The sequence below is a fragment of the Sphingobium sp. B8D3B genome, from assembly GCF_025961875.1.
In the GTDB taxonomy this organism is placed as follows: Bacteria; Pseudomonadota; Alphaproteobacteria; order Sphingomonadales; family Sphingomonadaceae; genus Sphingobium.
Genome location: NZ_JAOQON010000001.1, coordinates 2,109,938 through 2,125,943, shown reverse-complemented (window position 1 = coordinate 2,125,943; position 16,006 = coordinate 2,109,938). Strand labels below are relative to the sequence as shown.

Sequence of the window (16,006 nt, the reverse complement as noted above, 5' to 3'; positions counted from 1 at the left end):
TCATCCATATCGATAGTAGATTTTGTCTACTTTGCCCCAGTTTCGATCAGCCAGCCACTGCTTTTTTGTGCAGTCGCTCAATGGCGTCCAGCGAGGAGAGCAGAGCGCCCTCCATCCAGCAGCCATAATAAGACGCATGCTCGCCCGCGAGGACGATGCGGCCATCCATGGCGACCAGATTCTGGTAGTGCTGCGCGCGGGCCGCCTCCGACCAGGTGGCGCAGCATCCCATGATCCACGGCGTGCGGCTCCAGGCGAAGGAGACTCCGTTCATAAACTGCTTGCGATAGTCTTCGGGGTGGAACACCGATCCTTGCGCCAGCGCGGTTTCGATGCGCTGCTGCGGCGTCATGCCGGCCAGCGCATAGCCGCCGGCGCCGCCTGCAAAGGCCCCGAGCAGCACTGCCGGCTTGTCCGCGAAGAAGTCGAAGTTCGGGTAGGAGATCAGCGAAATCTGCTGGTCGGTGAAGCTGTGGCCGCCATAGATCGCGTCCTTTTCCTCCCAGAAGCGGCTGCGCATCTCCAGGCCCATTTTCACCGAGTTGGAATAGGGCACGGCGGCGATGGCGGCCTTGAGCGGCGCGCTCGCCTGCAGCTCGAGCTGATTGAGCACACCTAGCGGAATTGTGCAGACGCAATAATCTGCCTTCGCCTCATGCATGGCGCTGGAGGTCAGGTCCTGCCAGGAGACGGTCACACCTTTCTCGCCCTGCGCGATCTTCGTCACCTTCGCATTGTAGGTGATCAGGTCGCCGACCTGCTTGGCAAAGCCCTTGCCGATCATGTCCATGCCGCCCTTGGGCTGGAACATCGTCGTCTGCATCACATTGGTGAAGAAGAAGCTCATCTGCTGCCACACGCCGGAATCCAGCACATCGCCCAGATCGTTGATCTTGGAGGGCGTCGGCGCGCCGTTGACGCCGCCGCCGGGCGCGCGATCATAGCCGCGCTGGCCGGAGGCACGCAGGCCGCTGGTGTAATTCAGGTCGCCATCGAGCAGGCCCCATTCGCGCAAGGCCTCGACCAGCTTCTCCTTGTCCTCCTTGGTAACCTTCTGATCGAGCGCGCCGGCGTTCAGCGCCTTGCCGAGCAGCTCGGAGACATGGCCCTTATAATCAACGGCCAATTCCTTGTAGCGCTGGGGCTTGCCGCCGAACGCCTTGCTGTTGTGGACCCAGGCATTGTGATTGAGCTGGATGAACGGCTCCAACTCGACACCAAAGGCCTTGGTGTAGTGGAGCAGGGTGCGGTGATGGTGCGGGATGCGCCACGGGCCGGGGTTGAGGTAGTTGCCAGGTTGGAATTCGCAGGTCTGCGTCGTGCCGCCGACCTCGACCACCTTGTCGCCACCGCGGATCGAGTAGTTCCGCCCGCCGGGGCGGTTCTGATATTCGAGGATCTGCACGGCATAGCCGGCCTTGCGCAGCTCATAGGCGGCGAGCATGCCGGCCAGGCCCGCGCCGAGTACCAGCACCTTGGCTCCCTTGGGCGCGCCGGAGAGCTTGGGCGGGCCGGTGAACTGGGTTTCGGCGGCATGGCCAAAGGCGGTCATGGCCTGATACATGGCCATGGCGCCGCCCGCCTTGCCAATCATCGCCAGCAGGTCACGCCGTGTCGGAGCCGTAAATTCGGTCATGCTCATGTCCCCCAAAAGTGCCGGGCCGTCCCCACGGCTCAGCAGGTGCTGCAATCGCGCGTCGACGATCCGTTCGCGGCGATGACGCGCTTGACGTCGGCGGCCGTGACGGGATCGGGATAGTTGTTGAAATGGCTGCGCGCGTAGGTCGCGACGGCGGCCATCTGCTCGGGCGTGAGCATGTCCGTGAACCAGGGCATGCCGCCGCGCCCTTTGACCAGGATCGTGGCGATGAAGTCCTTGTCCGCCAGGTTGGCGTTGCCAGCGATGGCCGGGATCGCCGCGCCCGCGCCGGCGCCCCCCTTGCCATCCGCCATGTGGCAGGCCTGGCAGATCATCTCATAGACCTCCTTGCCCTCATTGGAGATGTCCACGCTGGTTGGCCCGCCGCCCGGCGCATCCTGCGCGCGGACAGCCACCGTGGCGGCGAGGAGAGCGCCCGCCAGAGCTAGCGCGGCGGCGGTTTTGAGGGTCATGGCGTCAGGCTCCGGTGGCGCGCTGGTGGATGCGGGTTATGGCGTCGAGCGCGGAGAGCAGCGAACCCTCCATCCAGCCGCCGTAATAAGAGGCATGTTCGCCCGCGAGGACGATGCGGCCCTCCATCGCGACGAGGTTCTGGTAATGCGCGGCGCGGGCGTCGTCCGACCAGCGCGAGGTGCAGCCCAGAATCCAGGGCAGGCGGCTCCAGGCCACGGAGGTGCCGTTCATGAACTCCTTGCGATAGGCGGCCGGGTGGAACACCGAGCCCTGCGCCAGTGCCATCTCGATGCGCTGGGCGGGCGTCATGCCGGCAAGCTGGAACCCGCCGGCATCACGGGCGAAGGCGCCGAGCAGCACGGCCGGGCCGTTGCCGAACATCCTGTCATTGGGATAGGAGATCAGCCCGATCGTCTGATCGGTGAAGCTGTGGCCGCCATAGATGGCGTCGTCTTCTTCCCAGAAGCGGCGGCGCATCTCCAGGCCGATCTTCACCTGCCCGCTATAGGGCACGGCGCGCATCGCGGCCTTGAGTGGCGCACCCACCTGCATGTCGAGCTGGCTGAGCACGGGGAGGGGGATGGTGTTCACGCACCAGTCGGCGCTGCTCTGGCCGGTCTTGCCGCTGGGAATATCCTGCCAATAAGCGGTGACGCCCTTGTCGTCCTGCGTGATGCGGGTGACCTTGGTGTTGAGCTGGACCACCGGGCCGACGGCGCGGGCGAAGGCCTTGCCGATCATGTCCATGCCGCCCTTGGGCTGGAACATGGTGGTCTGCATCACATTGTTGAAGAAGAAGCTCATATGCGCCCAGATGTCGGACGAGAGTACGTCGGACAGGCTGTTGATCTTCGAGGGTGTGGGCGCGCCGTTGACGCCGCCGCCCGGCGCGCGATCATAGCCGCGCTGTCCGGAGACGCGCAGGCTGCTGGTGAAATTGAGGTCGCCATCGAGCAGGCCAAAGTCGCGCAGGGATTCGAGCAGCTTTTCCTGATCTTCCTTGGTCACCGCGTCATTCAGCGCGCCCGCGTTGAGCGCCTTGCCGAGCAGGTCCGACACATGGCCTTTGAAGTCGACCGCCAGCTCCTTGTAGCGCTGGGGCTTGCCACCGAACGCCTTGCTGTTGTGGACGAACGCATTGTGATCGAGCTGGATGAACGGCTCCATCGCCACGCCCAGCGTCTTGCAATAATGCAAGAGCGAGCGGTGATGGTGCGGAATGCGCCACGGGCCGGGATTGAGGTAATTGCCGGGCTGGAAAGCGCAGGTCTGCGAGACGCCGCCGACTTCCACGACCTTGTCGCCACCACGCACCGAGTAGTTCCGGCCGCCGGGGCGATCCTGATATTCGAGTATTTCGACGGCATAGCCCGCCCGCTGCAACTCATAGGCAGCGACGAGACCCGCAAGGCCGGCGCCGAGGATCAGCACCTTCTTGCCCTTGGGCGCGCCGGTGAGCTGGGGCGGGCCGGTGAATTGCGATTCCGCCGCATGGCCCAGCGCTGTCATCGCCTGATAGAGCGCGACCGTGCCGCCGACCTTGCCGATCATCGCCAGCATATCCCGCCGGGTCGGCCGCAGTGATGTCGTCATCCTTGCTTGTCCTTTGATGCCGGTGCCCGGTGGAAAAGGGAGGCGCGATCCCCCGATGCGCCTCCCTCGACCCTCACGGCATTTTCGCCGCGATGGCCTCGATCTCCACGTACATGGTCGGGCGGCCCAGCGCGGCGACCTGGATGGTCGAGCGGGTGGGCTTGTTGGGTTGTTCCGCCGTGCCGAAGAAGGTGCGGAACACCTCATTCATCCCGGCTGAATCCATGCGGCCGCCCGTCTCCGGGGTGCCGACGAGGAACACCGTCATCTTGACGATGTCGCCCATGGAAAAGCCCTTGGCTTCCAGCGACGCCTTCATCTTGGTGAGGATGCTGAGCGTCTGCGCTTTGGTATCGCCCAGTTCTTCCGGCTTGGCCGGATCGACCGGCGATGGCGTGGTGCCGGAAACGAACATGATGTTCGCGCCCGCCGGCACGAAGGCCAGCGAGGCGATGGGGGAGTTCGGCGCGCCATAAGTGCGCTCGACGGTCTGCGCGCCGGCGGCCGAGGGGAGCGCTGCAAGCAGCGCTCCTGACAACATGGCGGCGGTGATGCCGGTCTTCTTCAATGTCATTCTCCTCGTCCAGATACAGTTGATGTAAGGTTGCTCGTCTTGTTCGATCAGAACTTGAGCGTCAGGCGGGCGTAGTAATACCCGCCGTTCGACCCGTAAGGACCGAAGGTGTAGGGCGCGTTGAACGTGCCGCCGTTGTTGATGTAGGGCGAGACACCGGTCGTCGGCCACGTCGCGGGATCGTAGTTTCCAACGAGCGCCGGTACTTCCGGCATCTTGTCGAACAGGTTGTTCGCGCCGATCGCGAGGTTGGCGAACTTGGTGATCTCGTAGCTGAACTCCAGATCGACGATCGCGGCCGGCGCCACCTCGGCATTATAGTAACGCTGGTTGTTCGACAGCAGGATCGGCGCGGGCAGGGCAGCGATGCCACGGCTCGCATTGCCGTTGGCCGATGTGCTGTTGGGCTGCACGAACTGATTGGTCTTGCTGTAGTAATTCACGCGGGCATTGGCGGTGAACTTGCCGCTGGTGAAGAGGGCGCTGAAGTTGCCCTTGAAGGCCGGGCTGGCCTTTTCGATGATCTGCTCGGAGGTCGGGCCGAACAGGGTGCCCAGCTTGTTCTTCGTGACCTTGGTGAGGTTGTAGTTGCCGCCGATCGAGAAATCGATGTTACCGAAGGGCAGATCGACCGGATAACGCGCGGCGAGTTCCAGGCCCATCGTCCTTGTATCGATACCGTTGGTGAAGGTCTGGATCGCGAGGGAACCGTTCGTCCGCACGGTCGGATCGAGCTGCTTGCCGCTGGCATTGATGGCGTTGATCACGAGGTCATAGGGCGTCAGGCCATTGATCAGCGCGGCCGGCGTGTCGATACCGACACGTTGCGGCGGCGACGTCAGGTTGACGAACTGCTGGCCGGTGATGCTGCCCGAGGACACGATGCGGTCCTTGATCTTGATGAGATAGCCATCCAGCGTGATCGTCAAGCGCGAGATCGGGCGGAGCACGATACCGGCAGAGAAGTTGACCGACTTTTCCGGACTGAGCGCGCCGAACCCGGCGCTGGCCGATCCCGGCGAACTGGGCGCAAGTTGCAGCGTGGCAGAGGTCGGCCCGACGTTCGTGGCCGAGTAGCCGGATTCCTGGAGCGAGGGCGCGCGGAAGCCGGTGCTGGCCGTCCCGCGGATCGCGAAGGCCGGCGAGAAGTCGTAGCGCGTCGTGATCTTGCCGATCGTCGTGTCGCCGAAGTCGCTGTAATGCTCATAGCGGCCGGCGACATCCACGGTCCAGTCGGGCACCGGGTTGACGGCGACGTCGATATAGGCCGCCTTGGCGTTGCGCGAGAGTGTGCCGGCATCGCTGAGAGCATAGCCGGGGAAGGACTGGCCACCCTCGACATAGCGCGACAGCGCGTCGCCAGCGCCAATGGCGTAGGTTTCCTTGCGATATTCCGCGCCGATGGCGAAATTCAGCGGATCCTCTAAGCCAACGTCGAACTCCTTGCGAAGATCGAGGGTGCCGACGAACTGGGTGAACTTGAAGCTGCCGTCATAGAAGTCGGACGGCGACTGCCCGGTCGCGACAAACAGCGACGCGTTGGCCGAATTGGTGGTGTAGACCTTCGCGACGTCTTCCGAATAGCTGCCGGCCAGATCCCAGTCCCAGCCGCTGATCTCGCCGCGCAGGCCGGTGGTGAACTGGAATTCGTCCTGCTTCACCTCGATATGCGGCACGAGGCCGGTCTGGGCGCTGGTGCCGAAGCAGTTGGTCGGGTCCGTGGTCGTCGCGGCGCCGGCGGTGGTGCGGCACAGGCGGGTGGGATGGCGATAGCCCTGCAGGGCGTCACCATGACGATAGGAGATGTTGCCGAACGAGTAGAGCTCGACGCCACCGAAATCATAGCCGAAGTTATAGAAGCCAAGGGTCAACTGCGACGCCGGCTGGCCACCGTTGATCCCCGCGGTGCAGTTTTTGGCATTGCAGGCGTCGAGCAGGGGCTTGAAGGCTGCTGACACGTTGGTGACGGTGGTGCCGTCATAGTTCCGCACCGAGAACTGACCGTCGCCGACCGTTGTCCAGTCATTGCGGCGATGGAAGAGCGACAGGTCAAGGAAGCCGCTCTCGCCGATCGGCATGCCGAAATTGCCGCTCGCGCTGTAGGTCGTGCCTTCGCCGTCATAATATTGGCCGGCGTTGAACTTCACCGCGCCGCCATAAGTGTCCGACTTGAGGATGATGTTGATGACGCCGGCAATGGCGTCCGAACCATATTGCGCGGCGGCGCCGTCCTGCAGCACCTCGATGCGCTGAACGATGTCCGGCGGAATCAGGTCGATGCTCGGCGCGGCGGAACCGCCGAATGCGCCGTTGATGACCTGCAGGATGGAGTTGCCGTGGCGGCGCTTGCCGTTGACCAGCACCAGCGTGTGGTTGGGGCTGAGACCGCGCAGGCGGGCCGAGAGCGAGAAGCTCGCCATATCGGTGCCCTGCGTCTGCGCCTGGAAGCTCGGCACGAGCTGGGTGAGGGCCTGGTTGAGGTTGGGCTGACCCACCTTTTCCAGTGCGGAGGAGCTCAGCAACTGGATCGGCGCGGCGCTCTCTGCGGCCATCATGCCAGTGGAACGGGTGCCGGTGACGATGATCTCGCCGCCATCGGCCGGCGGCTCCTGCGGCGTTTCGGCCGTTTGCGCCACGGCTGCGGCGGGAATGGCTGCGCTCGTAAGGAGCAATAGGGCAGCAATATTTCTGCGCGTGATCATGAAGACGTCCCCCTTGTTCTCGTGGTGCGCTCTCCTTTTTGTCTGTCTTTTCGGCGGGTTATGGTTGTTGCGCCGAGCGTCCCGCGTCGCCCTGTGATATGCTGTTTTGCGCCTGGCTAGCTGATCGGACTGGTCGGGATTCGGACATACGCATTTTGTCGTATGGTGGCGGAGGGGGGGTATTCGTAGCTAACATCACTATGATTAGACGCGCTTATTCGGCTCGCCGCGACCTGGGTCGCATGTCTCTCAAGGCCATGTTGGCCAAGACCGTTCTGGCAGGTGCCGCCGCGCTGCTGATGACCGCCGCGCCCGCTCAGGCAGAGGTCACGCGGATCAAGGGCAATCCCAACGCAATCATTCTGGATGGCGTACGCGTCGGCGAGGGGATGGAGACCTTCTACCTCTCCGGCCAACTGCCGTCCCCGGTCGATCCCGCCAAGCCGATGAGCGAGGTCAAGACGCTGGAGGAGATGGGCGACACCAAGGCCCAGACGATCAGCACCCTCAACAAGATCAAGAGCCTGCTCGAGGCGCAGGGCTATAAGATGTCCGATCTGGTGAAGCTGTCGCTGTTCGTCGCGGCGGACCCGCGCACCGGCAAGATGGACTTCGCCGGCGTTAACGAGGGGTTCCGTCAGTTCTTCGGCACGCAGGCTAATCCCAACACCGTTGCGCGCTCCACTTTCCAGGTCGCCGCGCTTGTCGGCCCGCTCTACCTGATCGAGATCGAGGCCATCGCGGTGCGCAAGTCCAGCGGCGCGTCGCCGGAGGCCTCTTACATGCGGCCGCCGCGGCTTCCCCCCGCCCTGCGCAAGAAGTCGCTACTGGCCCAGCATGCGGATCGCGACAGCCGCCGCGGCTGAGCGGGTCTCCACACCCAGCTTGTCGAAAATCCGTTCCAGATGCTTGGTGACGGTGCGCGGGCTGATCTCCAGCACATCGCTGATCACCCGGTTGGGCTTGCCATAGCTCACCCATAGCAGCACCTCGGCCTCGCGCCGGGTGAGCGGCAGGCGCTCCTGCAGACGGTCGAGATCCTGCTCGGGATTGAGCTCATTAAGGCGGATCAGCACTTCATCCTCCCGATAATGGGCAATGACCTGCATCTCCAGCTCGCCCTGGCCCTTGGTCTGTCGCACGCGCACGGCATTGCCGGCGACGCCCTCGTCCTTGGTCAGCAGCTTCTCGATCTGGTTGCGGATTTCTTCCGGCAGCGCGGATTCACTGCGCAGCCAGCCGGGTGAGACGCGCGAGATGGCCTGTTCCGCACGCGGGGTGCACCACAAGAGACTGCCGCGCGCATCGGTGGCCAGGATCAGCCTGTCGGTCGCATCGAGACTGGCGACGCTGGCATGGACGGCACGCCCCTGCGCCATGTGGACGCGCACGCGCGCCAGCAGCTCCTGCAGGTCCACCGGCTTGCGGACATAATCCACCCCGCCGACCTCGAAGGCTTCGACCACATGCTCGCTCTCCGTCAGGCCGGTCATGAAGATGATCGGGATGCTGGCGAGCTGGGGATTGGCCTTGATCTTCTGCGTGGTCTCGAACCCGTCCATGCCGGGCATCACCGCATCCATCAGGATGAGGTCGGGCATGATGTTGCCCAGCTGAGCCAGCGCCACATGGCCTGAGGTTGCGACCAGCACGGAAATCTCGGCTGTCTCCAGCGCGGCGGTGAGCATCCGCAACGTGTCCGGCTCGTCATCGACGATCAGGACGGTGTCCGAATGTCCGGGAATGCCAATCATGTCAGTAATCCTGTAAGAGGCGCGCCATGGCGGTCAGGTCGTATCGGTCGAGGTGCTGGTAAAGCTGGCGAACAAGCGGCTCGGCGGCGGGTGAGGCGCGCTCCAGCTGCTTGATCTCGGTTTCGATCCCGCGAATGTGCCCGATCCGCAGGCATTCCTGCATCCGGGCGATGTGCTTGCGGGCGGTGTCGTCGAGCGCAACCGGCGCTGGTTGCAGGGCGGACGGTGTATCCGGCCCGGCGCTGCCGACATCTGGCGCATCGTCCTGCCAGCGCCACGTCAGTTGCAGCAAATCGCCAATCGCGCCGACGAGCGATTCAAATTCCACCGGCTTGACGAGAAAACGATCGTGCTGCGGACTGTCATGCTCCGGCCGGTGCAGTTCCTCGCTATTGGCCGAGAGCATGAGGATTTGCAGCCGGTCGCCGAACATCGCGCGCAACTCACAGCCGATCTCCCAGCCGGATAGCCCCGGCAGGCTGATGTCCAGAATGGCGAGGTCCGGCGGCGTCTCGCGCGCGGCAAGCAGCGCCTGTTCGCCATCTGGCCGCGCCTCGACCTGAAAGCCGAGCCCGCGCAGCAACTGCTCGAGGAACTGGCGTTGGTCGGCATCGTCCTCCACCAGCAGGACATGGCGTGGCTTGCCCTCATAGCCGGTGAGCTTGCGCATGGGTGCCGAGGAGAGGGCCTTGCCGGCGACCTCGCTCAGCATCATCACGATGCGGAAACAACTGCCGCCTTCCGGCGTGCTGACCAGATCGAGCTGGCCGCCGAGAATCTCGACCAGCGTGCGCGAGATGGCGAGGCCGAGGCCGGCGCCGGACTCCCGCCCCTCGCCGCGCTCGAATGGCTCGAAGATGCGCTGCCGGTCTTCCGGCGCGATGCCCGGGCCGGTGTCCTTCACCTCAAAGGTGGCGATCTGCCCGGCATAACCCACTTTGAGCGTCACGCTGCCTTGCTGGGTGAACTTGATCGCATTGGAGAGCAGGTTGATCAGCACCTGGCGCAGCCGGTTCTGGTCGAAGCGGGCGATCTCCGGCAGGCGGCCGGTCTTTTCCAGCGTGAAGGTGAGGCCCTTGGCGTGAGCGGCGGGGCGCATCATCGAGACGATATGGTCGAGGAAGCTGTTGAGGCGCACCTCTTCGGTGCGCACGCGCAGCATCCCGAATTCGAGCTGCGAGATATCCAGCAAGCCCTCGACCAGATTGGTCAGATGCTCCGAGCAGCGCAGGATGACCCGCGCCGCCTCCTGCGCGTTGACGCCATCGCCCCGCTCGAACAGCTGCGCATAGCCATAGATGGCATTGAGCGGCGAGCGAATCTCGTGACTGACGCTGGCAAGGTAGCGGCTTTTGGCGAGGTTCGCGCTGATCGCACTCTGCCGTGCCGTCTCCAGTTCACTGACCAGATGCTGGGCGCGGATCGTGTAGGCCGCCGCTTCCCGCCAGCGGCGAATGCCGAGCAGCAGCAGGAAGCTCAGCGCCAGAAGATCGAGGATGGTGAGCGTTTCCAGCAGCAGCCGATCTTCGTTGTCCGACACCATGTGCAGGCCGACGAAAATCCCCCCAAAGGCCAGCCCGAGAAGCCCGAGCTTGACGAGGTGGGCGAGCCGGGGCGGCGGCGTCTCCAGAACGCCGGCGGCATCGATCTTCTCGATGGGAGCGGTGTCCCTGCGATGAAGATCCTGCCGCGTCATGGTCAGCCGATCTGCCGGTGACGCGGGCGGTGGCGACGCAGCGTCCTGAAGCCGGGACAGTCCGACTCCATCGGCGATTGACCTTGGTTCACGCGCGCACGGTTCATTTGATGAATGGTGCATTGCAAAAAGGACAAACTCAAAGCCTCGCACGCGTGCAAGGCATTTTTCCGGAATCTGTGGCAAATTTGCTGCAGTGCGTCATAAGGAAAAAGGGCTGTGCCTATTGTGTTCTGGGCACAGCCCTGGCGGTGAGCTTGAGGTCTGCGGGCTGCACGGTGATCCGCGCGAGAGCGCCGGCCTCGCTGGGCAACGCAGCGCTTCCGGCCGGCAGGCCATTGGCCTGCAGCAGAAAGGCGATGATGTTCGTCGTGTCGTCCGGCGTCAGCGAGCCGGGCGCGAATTGCGGCATGGCCCGGCCGACATAATCATGCAGATTGGAGAGCGGGGCATTGCTCCAATGGGCCATGAACCGATCGCCAAGACCTGGAATCTCGAACGTGCCTTCCAGCGCCCGGCCGTGGCACATGGCGCAACGCGTGGCGTAGAGGCGGGCGCCAGCCTTGGCCTGTGCAGCCGTATAGACGCCGTCTCGCGTGCTGGCTGTAGGTGGCGTGGCAGCGATCGCGGCGAGGGCGGTCAGGGCAGCGGCCAGGAGCGGAGCGGTGCGCAGCAGCATCGGTCAGCCCTGTGCCTGGAAGCCGGGCGCGAAGACGGGCGCCATGATCTCCAGACCTTTCTCGATGTCCGCGACATTGGGCAGTTCCATGCTGTCGCCCACGCCCAGCATCTCGCCCACATCTGGGTTATTGTTCATCACGACGATCCCGTCGCGCTTGGAGGTGAGCGAAACATTGCGATAGCGCACGCTGTAAAAGGCGTCCGGTTGCGGCACGAGCCAGCCGGTCTGGCCGCGCACCGGGATGATGGTCTTGTCCTGCCACAGGTCGCGGGCGGCATAGCCGGTGCAGTTGATCACGACCTTCTGGGGCAGTGCTGCATAGTCCGCCGGGCGAGCGAAGTCGCGCATCACGAACTGCCCGCCCCGCTCGAAGAACTCGCCGAGCATGACATGGGCATAGCTGGCGAAGTTGAAGATCATCTGCGAGCTGCGCCGCACATGGGGTTGCGGGAAGGGATTCTCCTCGGCGCTCAGCGGCTGCGCCTGCGGCACGATGTCCCGAATGAGCTCGCTATAATGGCCGAACTCGGAATTCTGCTGTGGCCGCCCACTCGTCGCGAAGTTCTGCGTGATTGCAGGGTCGGCTGGCCACTCCCGCCGAGTGATCGGCGTATCCGAAAGCTGGTAGGAATCGCCGAACTCCACCGGATGGCCCGGCAGACCGAGATAGGTGCGAAAGGCCTTCCACGAGAAGCGGGCCATGCGTTCCCACAGCTCGCCAAAGGCGGGGCCGGCGGGCTCGGCCAAGGCGATGCGGCTATCCGGCGTGAACGATCCGCTGGCGCGGAACGAGCGGGTTTGCTGGATGGATTCGCGCGCATAGAGCGTGACCTTGAGGCCGGCGCGCTGCGCCATCACGGCCGTGGTCAGGCCGATAATCCCGCACCCCACCACCGCAATCTCGCGCGGCAGGACAGAGAGCGCCTTGCCGACCGCGATGTCGGCGGAGCCCCAGGAGAGCGACCAGCCGCTGCCGCCATGGCCATAATTATGGATGACGAGGGCATCGCCGACCGTCTCCACGTTCAGGTTCGGTCCGGCAGCGCGCAGCGGGCGGATGCAGCATTTTACGTCGATCAATTGGTCGCGGCTGATGCGGATGGGAACGAGTGCTGTCCGGCGGCTCGGCGCCCGCAGGGTCGCCGGACGGGAACCGGAGGCCGGGGCGCAGGCCTGCAGCCCCAGCATGGCTGCGGCGCCGATCGTTCCTGTGAGCATGGCCCGGCGTTCGACGCCCAGCTGCCCCTCTTGCCGAAATTCTGCCATGCGACCCCCATTTGAGACGCAGACTGTAGGGCGCGAGGGGAGGGCAGCAATTGCCCAGAATACGTATTGAGTGCTGGAAAGGCTCAGTCCGCGCCGAGGCCGAGCGCGGCCCAGTCGAGCACGGCTGTTTCTTCCCCAGCGCGCGCGGCCGGCGCGCCTTCGGGCCGGACGATCAGCGCATTGGCCTGCGCGGCAGCATGCATCGCGCCGCTATCCTGGAAAGCCAGCGGCGTGGCGATTCCCGCACCGTCGACCATCGCGCGCATGAACAGCCTGCGCTTGCCGCCCGGGGGGAGGTCTGCGCCGAGCCGCACCGTGCGGCTCTTGGGCAGCACATCCGTTCCACCAGCGAGCCGCCGAATGAGCGGCAGCAGGAACAGCGCGCCGGTGACCATCGCCGAGACCGGGTTGCCGGGCAGGCCGAGCATGATCTGCTGCCCGATGCGCGCCACGATCAGCGGCTTGCCGGGCTGCATGGCGATCCGCCAGAAATCGATGCTGCCGCCTGCCGCCTCCAGCGCCGGGCGCACCAGATCGTGATCGCCCACGGACGCTCCGCCGGAGGTGACGATGACATCGGCGGTAGCCGCATCGCGCAGCGCGGCGGTGAGTGCATCCAGATCGTCCCGCACGATCCGCTCGCTGGTCACCACGCAGCCCGCGCCGCCAATCATGGCGCGCAACATCGCGCCGTTGGAGGCCGGGAGCTTGCCGGGCGGGCAGGGCGCGCCGGGCGGGACGAGTTCGTCGCCGGTGGAGAGGATCGCGACCCTCGGCTGGCGATGCACCGTCAGCGTGTCGTGGCCCGCGAGCGCCGCCAGGCCGATTTGCGCCGGGCCGATCCGCAGGCCGGCGGGCAGCAACATATCGCCCTGCGCAAAATCGCTGGCACGCGGGCGGACATGCCGCCCCGCACCGCCCGGTCCGTCGCCGGTCAGGCGGATGGACGGGCCATCGGCGGCGATATCTTCCTGCACCACCACCGTATCCGCGCCGGGCGGCAGCGGCGCGCCGGTGAAAATCCGCATCGCTTCGCCCGCGCCGATGGCCTGAGCCGGAGGAACGCTCCCCGCCGCGCTTTCGCCCACCAGGCGCCAGGGCCCGGGCAGATCGGCGTGACGGATCGCATAGCCGTCCATGGCGGAGAGGGCCGTCCACGGCTGGTCCCGCGCTGCGGTCAGCGGCGCGGCCAGCCATCGGCCATTCGCCTCAGCCAACGCAACCGCCTCGGGCGCCAGCGGGGTGGCGAGGGCGAGCAGCCGCTGCTGTGCGTCATCGACAGAGATCATGGCCGCGCCGCCGCCATGATCTCAAGCGGTCCAGTCGCCGGACTTGCCGCCAGCCTTGGCCGTCACGTGGATGTCGCGCATGACCATGTGCTTATCCACGGCCTTGAGCATGTCGTAGAGCGTCAGCAGGGCGGCGGAGACGGCGGTCAGCGCTTCCATCTCCACGCCGGTCTTGCCGGATGTGCGCACCGTTGCGGTTGCGGTGGCACCGCCCGCATCCAGCGCAAGGTCCAGGGTCAGGCCGGTGAGCGGCAGGGGATGACAGAGCGGAATGATGTCGCTGGTGCGCTTGGCGGCCATGATGCCGGCGATGCGCGCGGCGGCGAACACATCGCCCTTGGCGGCAGTGCCGTCCGCAATCGCGGCGCGAGCTGCTTCATTCATGTCGATCCTACCGGTCGCGCTGGCGGTGCGGCTGGTGTCGGCCTTGGCCGTTACATCCACCATGCGCGCGGCGCCGGCCTCGTCGGTATGGCTGAGGCCGCTCATGCGCCGATCAGCGCGCGGGTCGCCGCCTCGACATCATCCTGCCGCATGAGCGATTCGCCGACCAGGAAGCAGCGCACGGCATGCTCCGCCATCGCATCGAGGTCCGCCTTCGAGCCAAGACCGGACTCGGCGACGAAGGTGCAGCCCTCCGGCGCGCTGCCGACCAGCTCATAGGTGCGGGCGAAATCGACCGAGAAATCCTTGAGGTTGCGGTTGTTCACGCCAATCAGCCGCGAGCGCAGCGTCAGCGCCCGCTCCAGCTCGGCGGCATCATGCACCTCCACCAGCGCATCCATGCCGAGGCCAAGCGCGGCATCCTCGATCTCCTGCATCTGCGCATCGGAGAGGGCCGCGACAATGATGAGCACGGCATCGGCGCCGATCGCCCGGCTCTCCAGCACCTGCCAGGGGTCGACCATGAAGTCCTTGCGGATCACCGGCAGCGAGACGGCGGCGCGCGCCGCGATGAGATAGTCCTCATGGCCCTGAAAATAGGGCGCGTCGGTCAGCACCGAAAGGCAGGCCGCGCCGCCCGCCTGATAGGCGCGGGCATGGGCCGGCGGATCGAAGTCGGCGCGGATCAGCCCCTTGGATGGCGAGGCCTTCTTGACCTCGGCGATGAGGCCATAGCCCCCCGCCGCTACCCTGGCGTCGAGCGCGCGACGGAAGCCGCGCGGCGGGGTTTGGGAGGCGGCCATCGCCTGCAGGTCAGCGAGCGAGGTCGCCTGCTTGCGGGCGGCGACCTCGTCCCGCTTGGTGGCGCAGATTTCATCGAGCTTGTTCATGCGTAGGCGATCCAGCAGTCGAGCAGGGTGTTGGCAAGGCCGCGGTCGAGGGCTTCGGTGGCTTCCTCGACTCCTTCGGCTAGGGTTTCGGCCTTGCCGGCGACGATCAGCGCCGCAGCGGCGTTGAAGAGCACGGCATCGCGATAGGGGCCTGCCTCGCCCAGCAGCAGCGCCCGCAGTTTCGCGGCATTATAGGCCGGGTCGCCGCCCTTGATCGCGTCGATAGGGTGTGTCGGCAGCCCGGCATCGGCGGCGCTGATCCGTCGCATCGCAACGATGCCGTCGCTCGTCACATCGGCCACGTCATTGCCGCCGGCGAGGGAGAGTTCGTCCAGCCCCTCATCGCCGGAAATCACCATCGCCCGTTCGGTGCCCAGCTCCGCCAGCGCCTGCGCATAGATCGGCACATAGGCCGGGCGCGCGATGCCGATGAGCTGGCGGGTGACGCCGGCCGGATTGGCGAGCGGCCCCATCAGGTTGAAGATGGTCCGCCGGCCCAGCGCCTTGCGGATCGGCGCGATCCGCGCGAGCGAGGGATGATGCTTCTGCGCGAACAGGAAGCAGATGCCGAGATCCGCCAGCGTGCGCTCGGCTGTTTCGGCAGCCCGGTCGAGGTCCAGCCCCAGCGCCTCGAGCGTGTCGGCGGCGCCGGCCTTGGAGGACGCAGCGCGATTGCCATGCTTGGCCACCGGCGCGCCGCAGGCGGCAACGACGAGGCTGACGGCGGTCGAGATGTTGAGTGTGTGATGGCCATCGCCACCGGTGCCGCACACGTCGATGGCCCCCGCCGGCGCCTGCACGGGAATGAGGCGCGCACGCATCTCCTGCGCGGCGGCGGCAATCTCGGTGGCCGTCTCGCCGCGCTCGGCCAGTGTGATCAGAAAGGCGGCGATTGCTTCGTCCTCCACCGTGCCATCCAGAATGGCTGCGAAGGCGCGGGCGGCGTCCTCCGGCGAGAGAGGGCTGGCAGGATCGGGCAAGCTGTTCATTGCCGATCCTTTGCAATCTGCGGCGCGCAAAGTCGAGCGTCGATCAATGCTCTGCCGTCAAAGGATCGCGATGC

The 16,006-nt window shown here is 65.6% G+C and carries 14 protein-coding genes; 1 reads left to right on the top strand and 13 read right to left on the bottom strand.

All coding sequences use genetic code 11. The features are described from left to right. Nucleotides 1-46 precede the first annotated feature (46 nt). The 5 genes from M2343_RS09970 to M2343_RS09950 form a co-directional block, all read right to left on the bottom strand. Nucleotides 47-1,636, bottom strand: coding sequence for a flavin monoamine oxidase family protein (locus tag M2343_RS09970; RefSeq protein WP_264576523.1), 1,590 nt, complete (start codon nt 1,634-1,636; stop codon nt 47-49). Nucleotides 1,637-1,674: 38 nt separating this feature from the next. Continuing rightward, the gene (locus tag M2343_RS09965) at nt 1,675-2,112 is read right to left on the bottom strand and encodes a c-type cytochrome (protein WP_264576522.1); all 438 of its coding nucleotides are present in this window, start codon (nt 2,110-2,112) and stop codon (nt 1,675-1,677) included. A 4-nt stretch (nt 2,113-2,116) separates the two neighbouring features. Beyond that, complete coding sequence (locus M2343_RS09960) at nt 2,117-3,706, bottom strand: flavin monoamine oxidase family protein (protein ID WP_264576521.1); 1,590 nt, start codon at nt 3,704-3,706, stop codon at nt 2,117-2,119. Nucleotides 3,707-3,779: 73 nt separating this feature from the next. Next, entirely contained in the window at nt 3,780-4,280 is a 501-nt protein-coding gene (locus M2343_RS09955; protein WP_181558756.1) for a Rid family hydrolase, read from the bottom strand. A 47-nt stretch (nt 4,281-4,327) separates the two neighbouring features. Then, complete coding sequence (locus M2343_RS09950; RefSeq protein WP_264576520.1) at nt 4,328-6,982, bottom strand: TonB-dependent receptor plug domain-containing protein; 2,655 nt, start codon at nt 6,980-6,982, stop codon at nt 4,328-4,330. A gap of 242 nt (nt 6,983-7,224) precedes the next feature. Between M2343_RS09950 and M2343_RS09945 the strand changes: the two genes are divergently transcribed. After that, nucleotides 7,225-7,848 carry a RidA family protein gene (locus tag M2343_RS09945; RefSeq protein ID WP_264578209.1) on the top strand — a complete coding sequence of 208 codons (624 nt, stop codon included), beginning with the start codon at nt 7,225-7,227 and terminating at the stop codon, nt 7,846-7,848. Here the strand turns inward: M2343_RS09945 and M2343_RS09940 are convergent. The 8 genes from M2343_RS09940 to trpD form a co-directional block, all read right to left on the bottom strand. After that, a complete protein-coding gene (locus tag M2343_RS09940; RefSeq protein ID WP_181558759.1) occupies nt 7,807-8,736 on the bottom strand; it encodes a DNA-binding response regulator in 930 nt (309 codons plus the stop codon). The two genes, M2343_RS09945 and M2343_RS09940, sit on opposite strands and share 42 nt — an antisense overlap. Before the next feature lies 1 nt (nt 8,737). After that, complete coding sequence (locus M2343_RS09935) at nt 8,738-10,432, bottom strand: hybrid sensor histidine kinase/response regulator (RefSeq protein WP_264576518.1); 1,695 nt, start codon at nt 10,430-10,432, stop codon at nt 8,738-8,740. Nucleotides 10,433-10,655: 223 nt separating this feature from the next. Continuing rightward, nucleotides 10,656-11,111 (bottom strand): c-type cytochrome, encoded by a 456-nt coding sequence (locus M2343_RS09930; RefSeq protein WP_264576517.1) that lies wholly within the window; start codon nt 11,109-11,111, stop codon nt 10,656-10,658. Nucleotides 11,112-11,114: 3 nt separating this feature from the next. After that, nucleotides 11,115-12,380, bottom strand: a complete 1,266-nt coding sequence (locus M2343_RS09925) for an FAD-dependent oxidoreductase (protein WP_264576516.1) — start codon at nt 12,378-12,380, stop codon at nt 11,115-11,117. An 83-nt stretch (nt 12,381-12,463) separates the two neighbouring features. Beyond that, on the bottom strand, nt 12,464-13,669 hold the full coding sequence (gene glp / locus M2343_RS09920) for a gephyrin-like molybdotransferase Glp (RefSeq protein ID WP_264576515.1): 1,206 nt from the start codon (nt 13,667-13,669) through the stop codon (nt 12,464-12,466). Nucleotides 13,670-13,690: 21 nt separating this feature from the next. Then, on the bottom strand, nt 13,691-14,158 hold the full coding sequence (gene moaC, locus M2343_RS09915; RefSeq protein WP_264576514.1) for a cyclic pyranopterin monophosphate synthase MoaC: 468 nt from the start codon (nt 14,156-14,158) through the stop codon (nt 13,691-13,693). Then, on the bottom strand, nt 14,155-14,943 hold the full coding sequence (gene trpC / locus M2343_RS09910) for an indole-3-glycerol phosphate synthase TrpC (protein WP_264576513.1): 789 nt from the start codon (nt 14,941-14,943) through the stop codon (nt 14,155-14,157). Before trpC ends, moaC begins: the two co-directional genes overlap by 4 nt. Next, on the bottom strand, nt 14,940-15,932 hold the full coding sequence (gene trpD / locus M2343_RS09905) for an anthranilate phosphoribosyltransferase (RefSeq protein ID WP_264576512.1): 993 nt from the start codon (nt 15,930-15,932) through the stop codon (nt 14,940-14,942). Before trpD ends, trpC begins: the two co-directional genes overlap by 4 nt. Between the last annotated feature and the right edge of the window lie 74 nt (nt 15,933-16,006).

Bases quoted from the DNA above. Each gene is read 5' to 3' on its own strand.
- M2343_RS09955 (WP_181558756.1), bottom strand. From the start codon at position 4,280: ATGACATTGAAGAAGACCGGCATCACCGCCGCCATGTTGTCAGGAGCG.
- M2343_RS09960 (WP_264576521.1), bottom strand. From the start codon at position 3,706: ATGACGACATCACTGCGGCCGACCCGGCGGGATATGCTGGCGATGATC.
- M2343_RS09965 (WP_264576522.1), bottom strand. From the start codon at position 2,112: ATGACCCTCAAAACCGCCGCCGCGCTAGCTCTGGCGGGCGCTCTCCTC.
- trpC (WP_264576513.1), bottom strand. From the start codon at position 14,943: ATGAACAAGCTCGATGAAATCTGCGCCACCAAGCGGGACGAGGTCGCC.
- M2343_RS09940 (WP_181558759.1), bottom strand. From the start codon at position 8,736: ATGATTGGCATTCCCGGACATTCGGACACCGTCCTGATCGTCGATGAC.
- glp (WP_264576515.1), bottom strand. From the start codon at position 13,669: ATGATCTCTGTCGATGACGCACAGCAGCGGCTGCTCGCCCTCGCCACC.
- M2343_RS09930 (WP_264576517.1), bottom strand. From the start codon at position 11,111: ATGCTGCTGCGCACCGCTCCGCTCCTGGCCGCTGCCCTGACCGCCCTC.
- M2343_RS09935 (WP_264576518.1), bottom strand. From the start codon at position 10,432: ATGACGCGGCAGGATCTTCATCGCAGGGACACCGCTCCCATCGAGAAG.
- M2343_RS09945 (WP_264578209.1), top strand. From the start codon at position 7,225: ATGTCTCTCAAGGCCATGTTGGCCAAGACCGTTCTGGCAGGTGCCGCC.
- moaC (WP_264576514.1), bottom strand. From the start codon at position 14,158: ATGAGCGGCCTCAGCCATACCGACGAGGCCGGCGCCGCGCGCATGGTG.
- M2343_RS09970 (WP_264576523.1), bottom strand. From the start codon at position 1,636: ATGACCGAATTTACGGCTCCGACACGGCGTGACCTGCTGGCGATGATT.
- M2343_RS09950 (WP_264576520.1), bottom strand. From the start codon at position 6,982: ATGATCACGCGCAGAAATATTGCTGCCCTATTGCTCCTTACGAGCGCA.
- trpD (WP_264576512.1), bottom strand. From the start codon at position 15,932: ATGAACAGCTTGCCCGATCCTGCCAGCCCTCTCTCGCCGGAGGACGCC.
- M2343_RS09925 (WP_264576516.1), bottom strand. From the start codon at position 12,380: ATGGCAGAATTTCGGCAAGAGGGGCAGCTGGGCGTCGAACGCCGGGCC.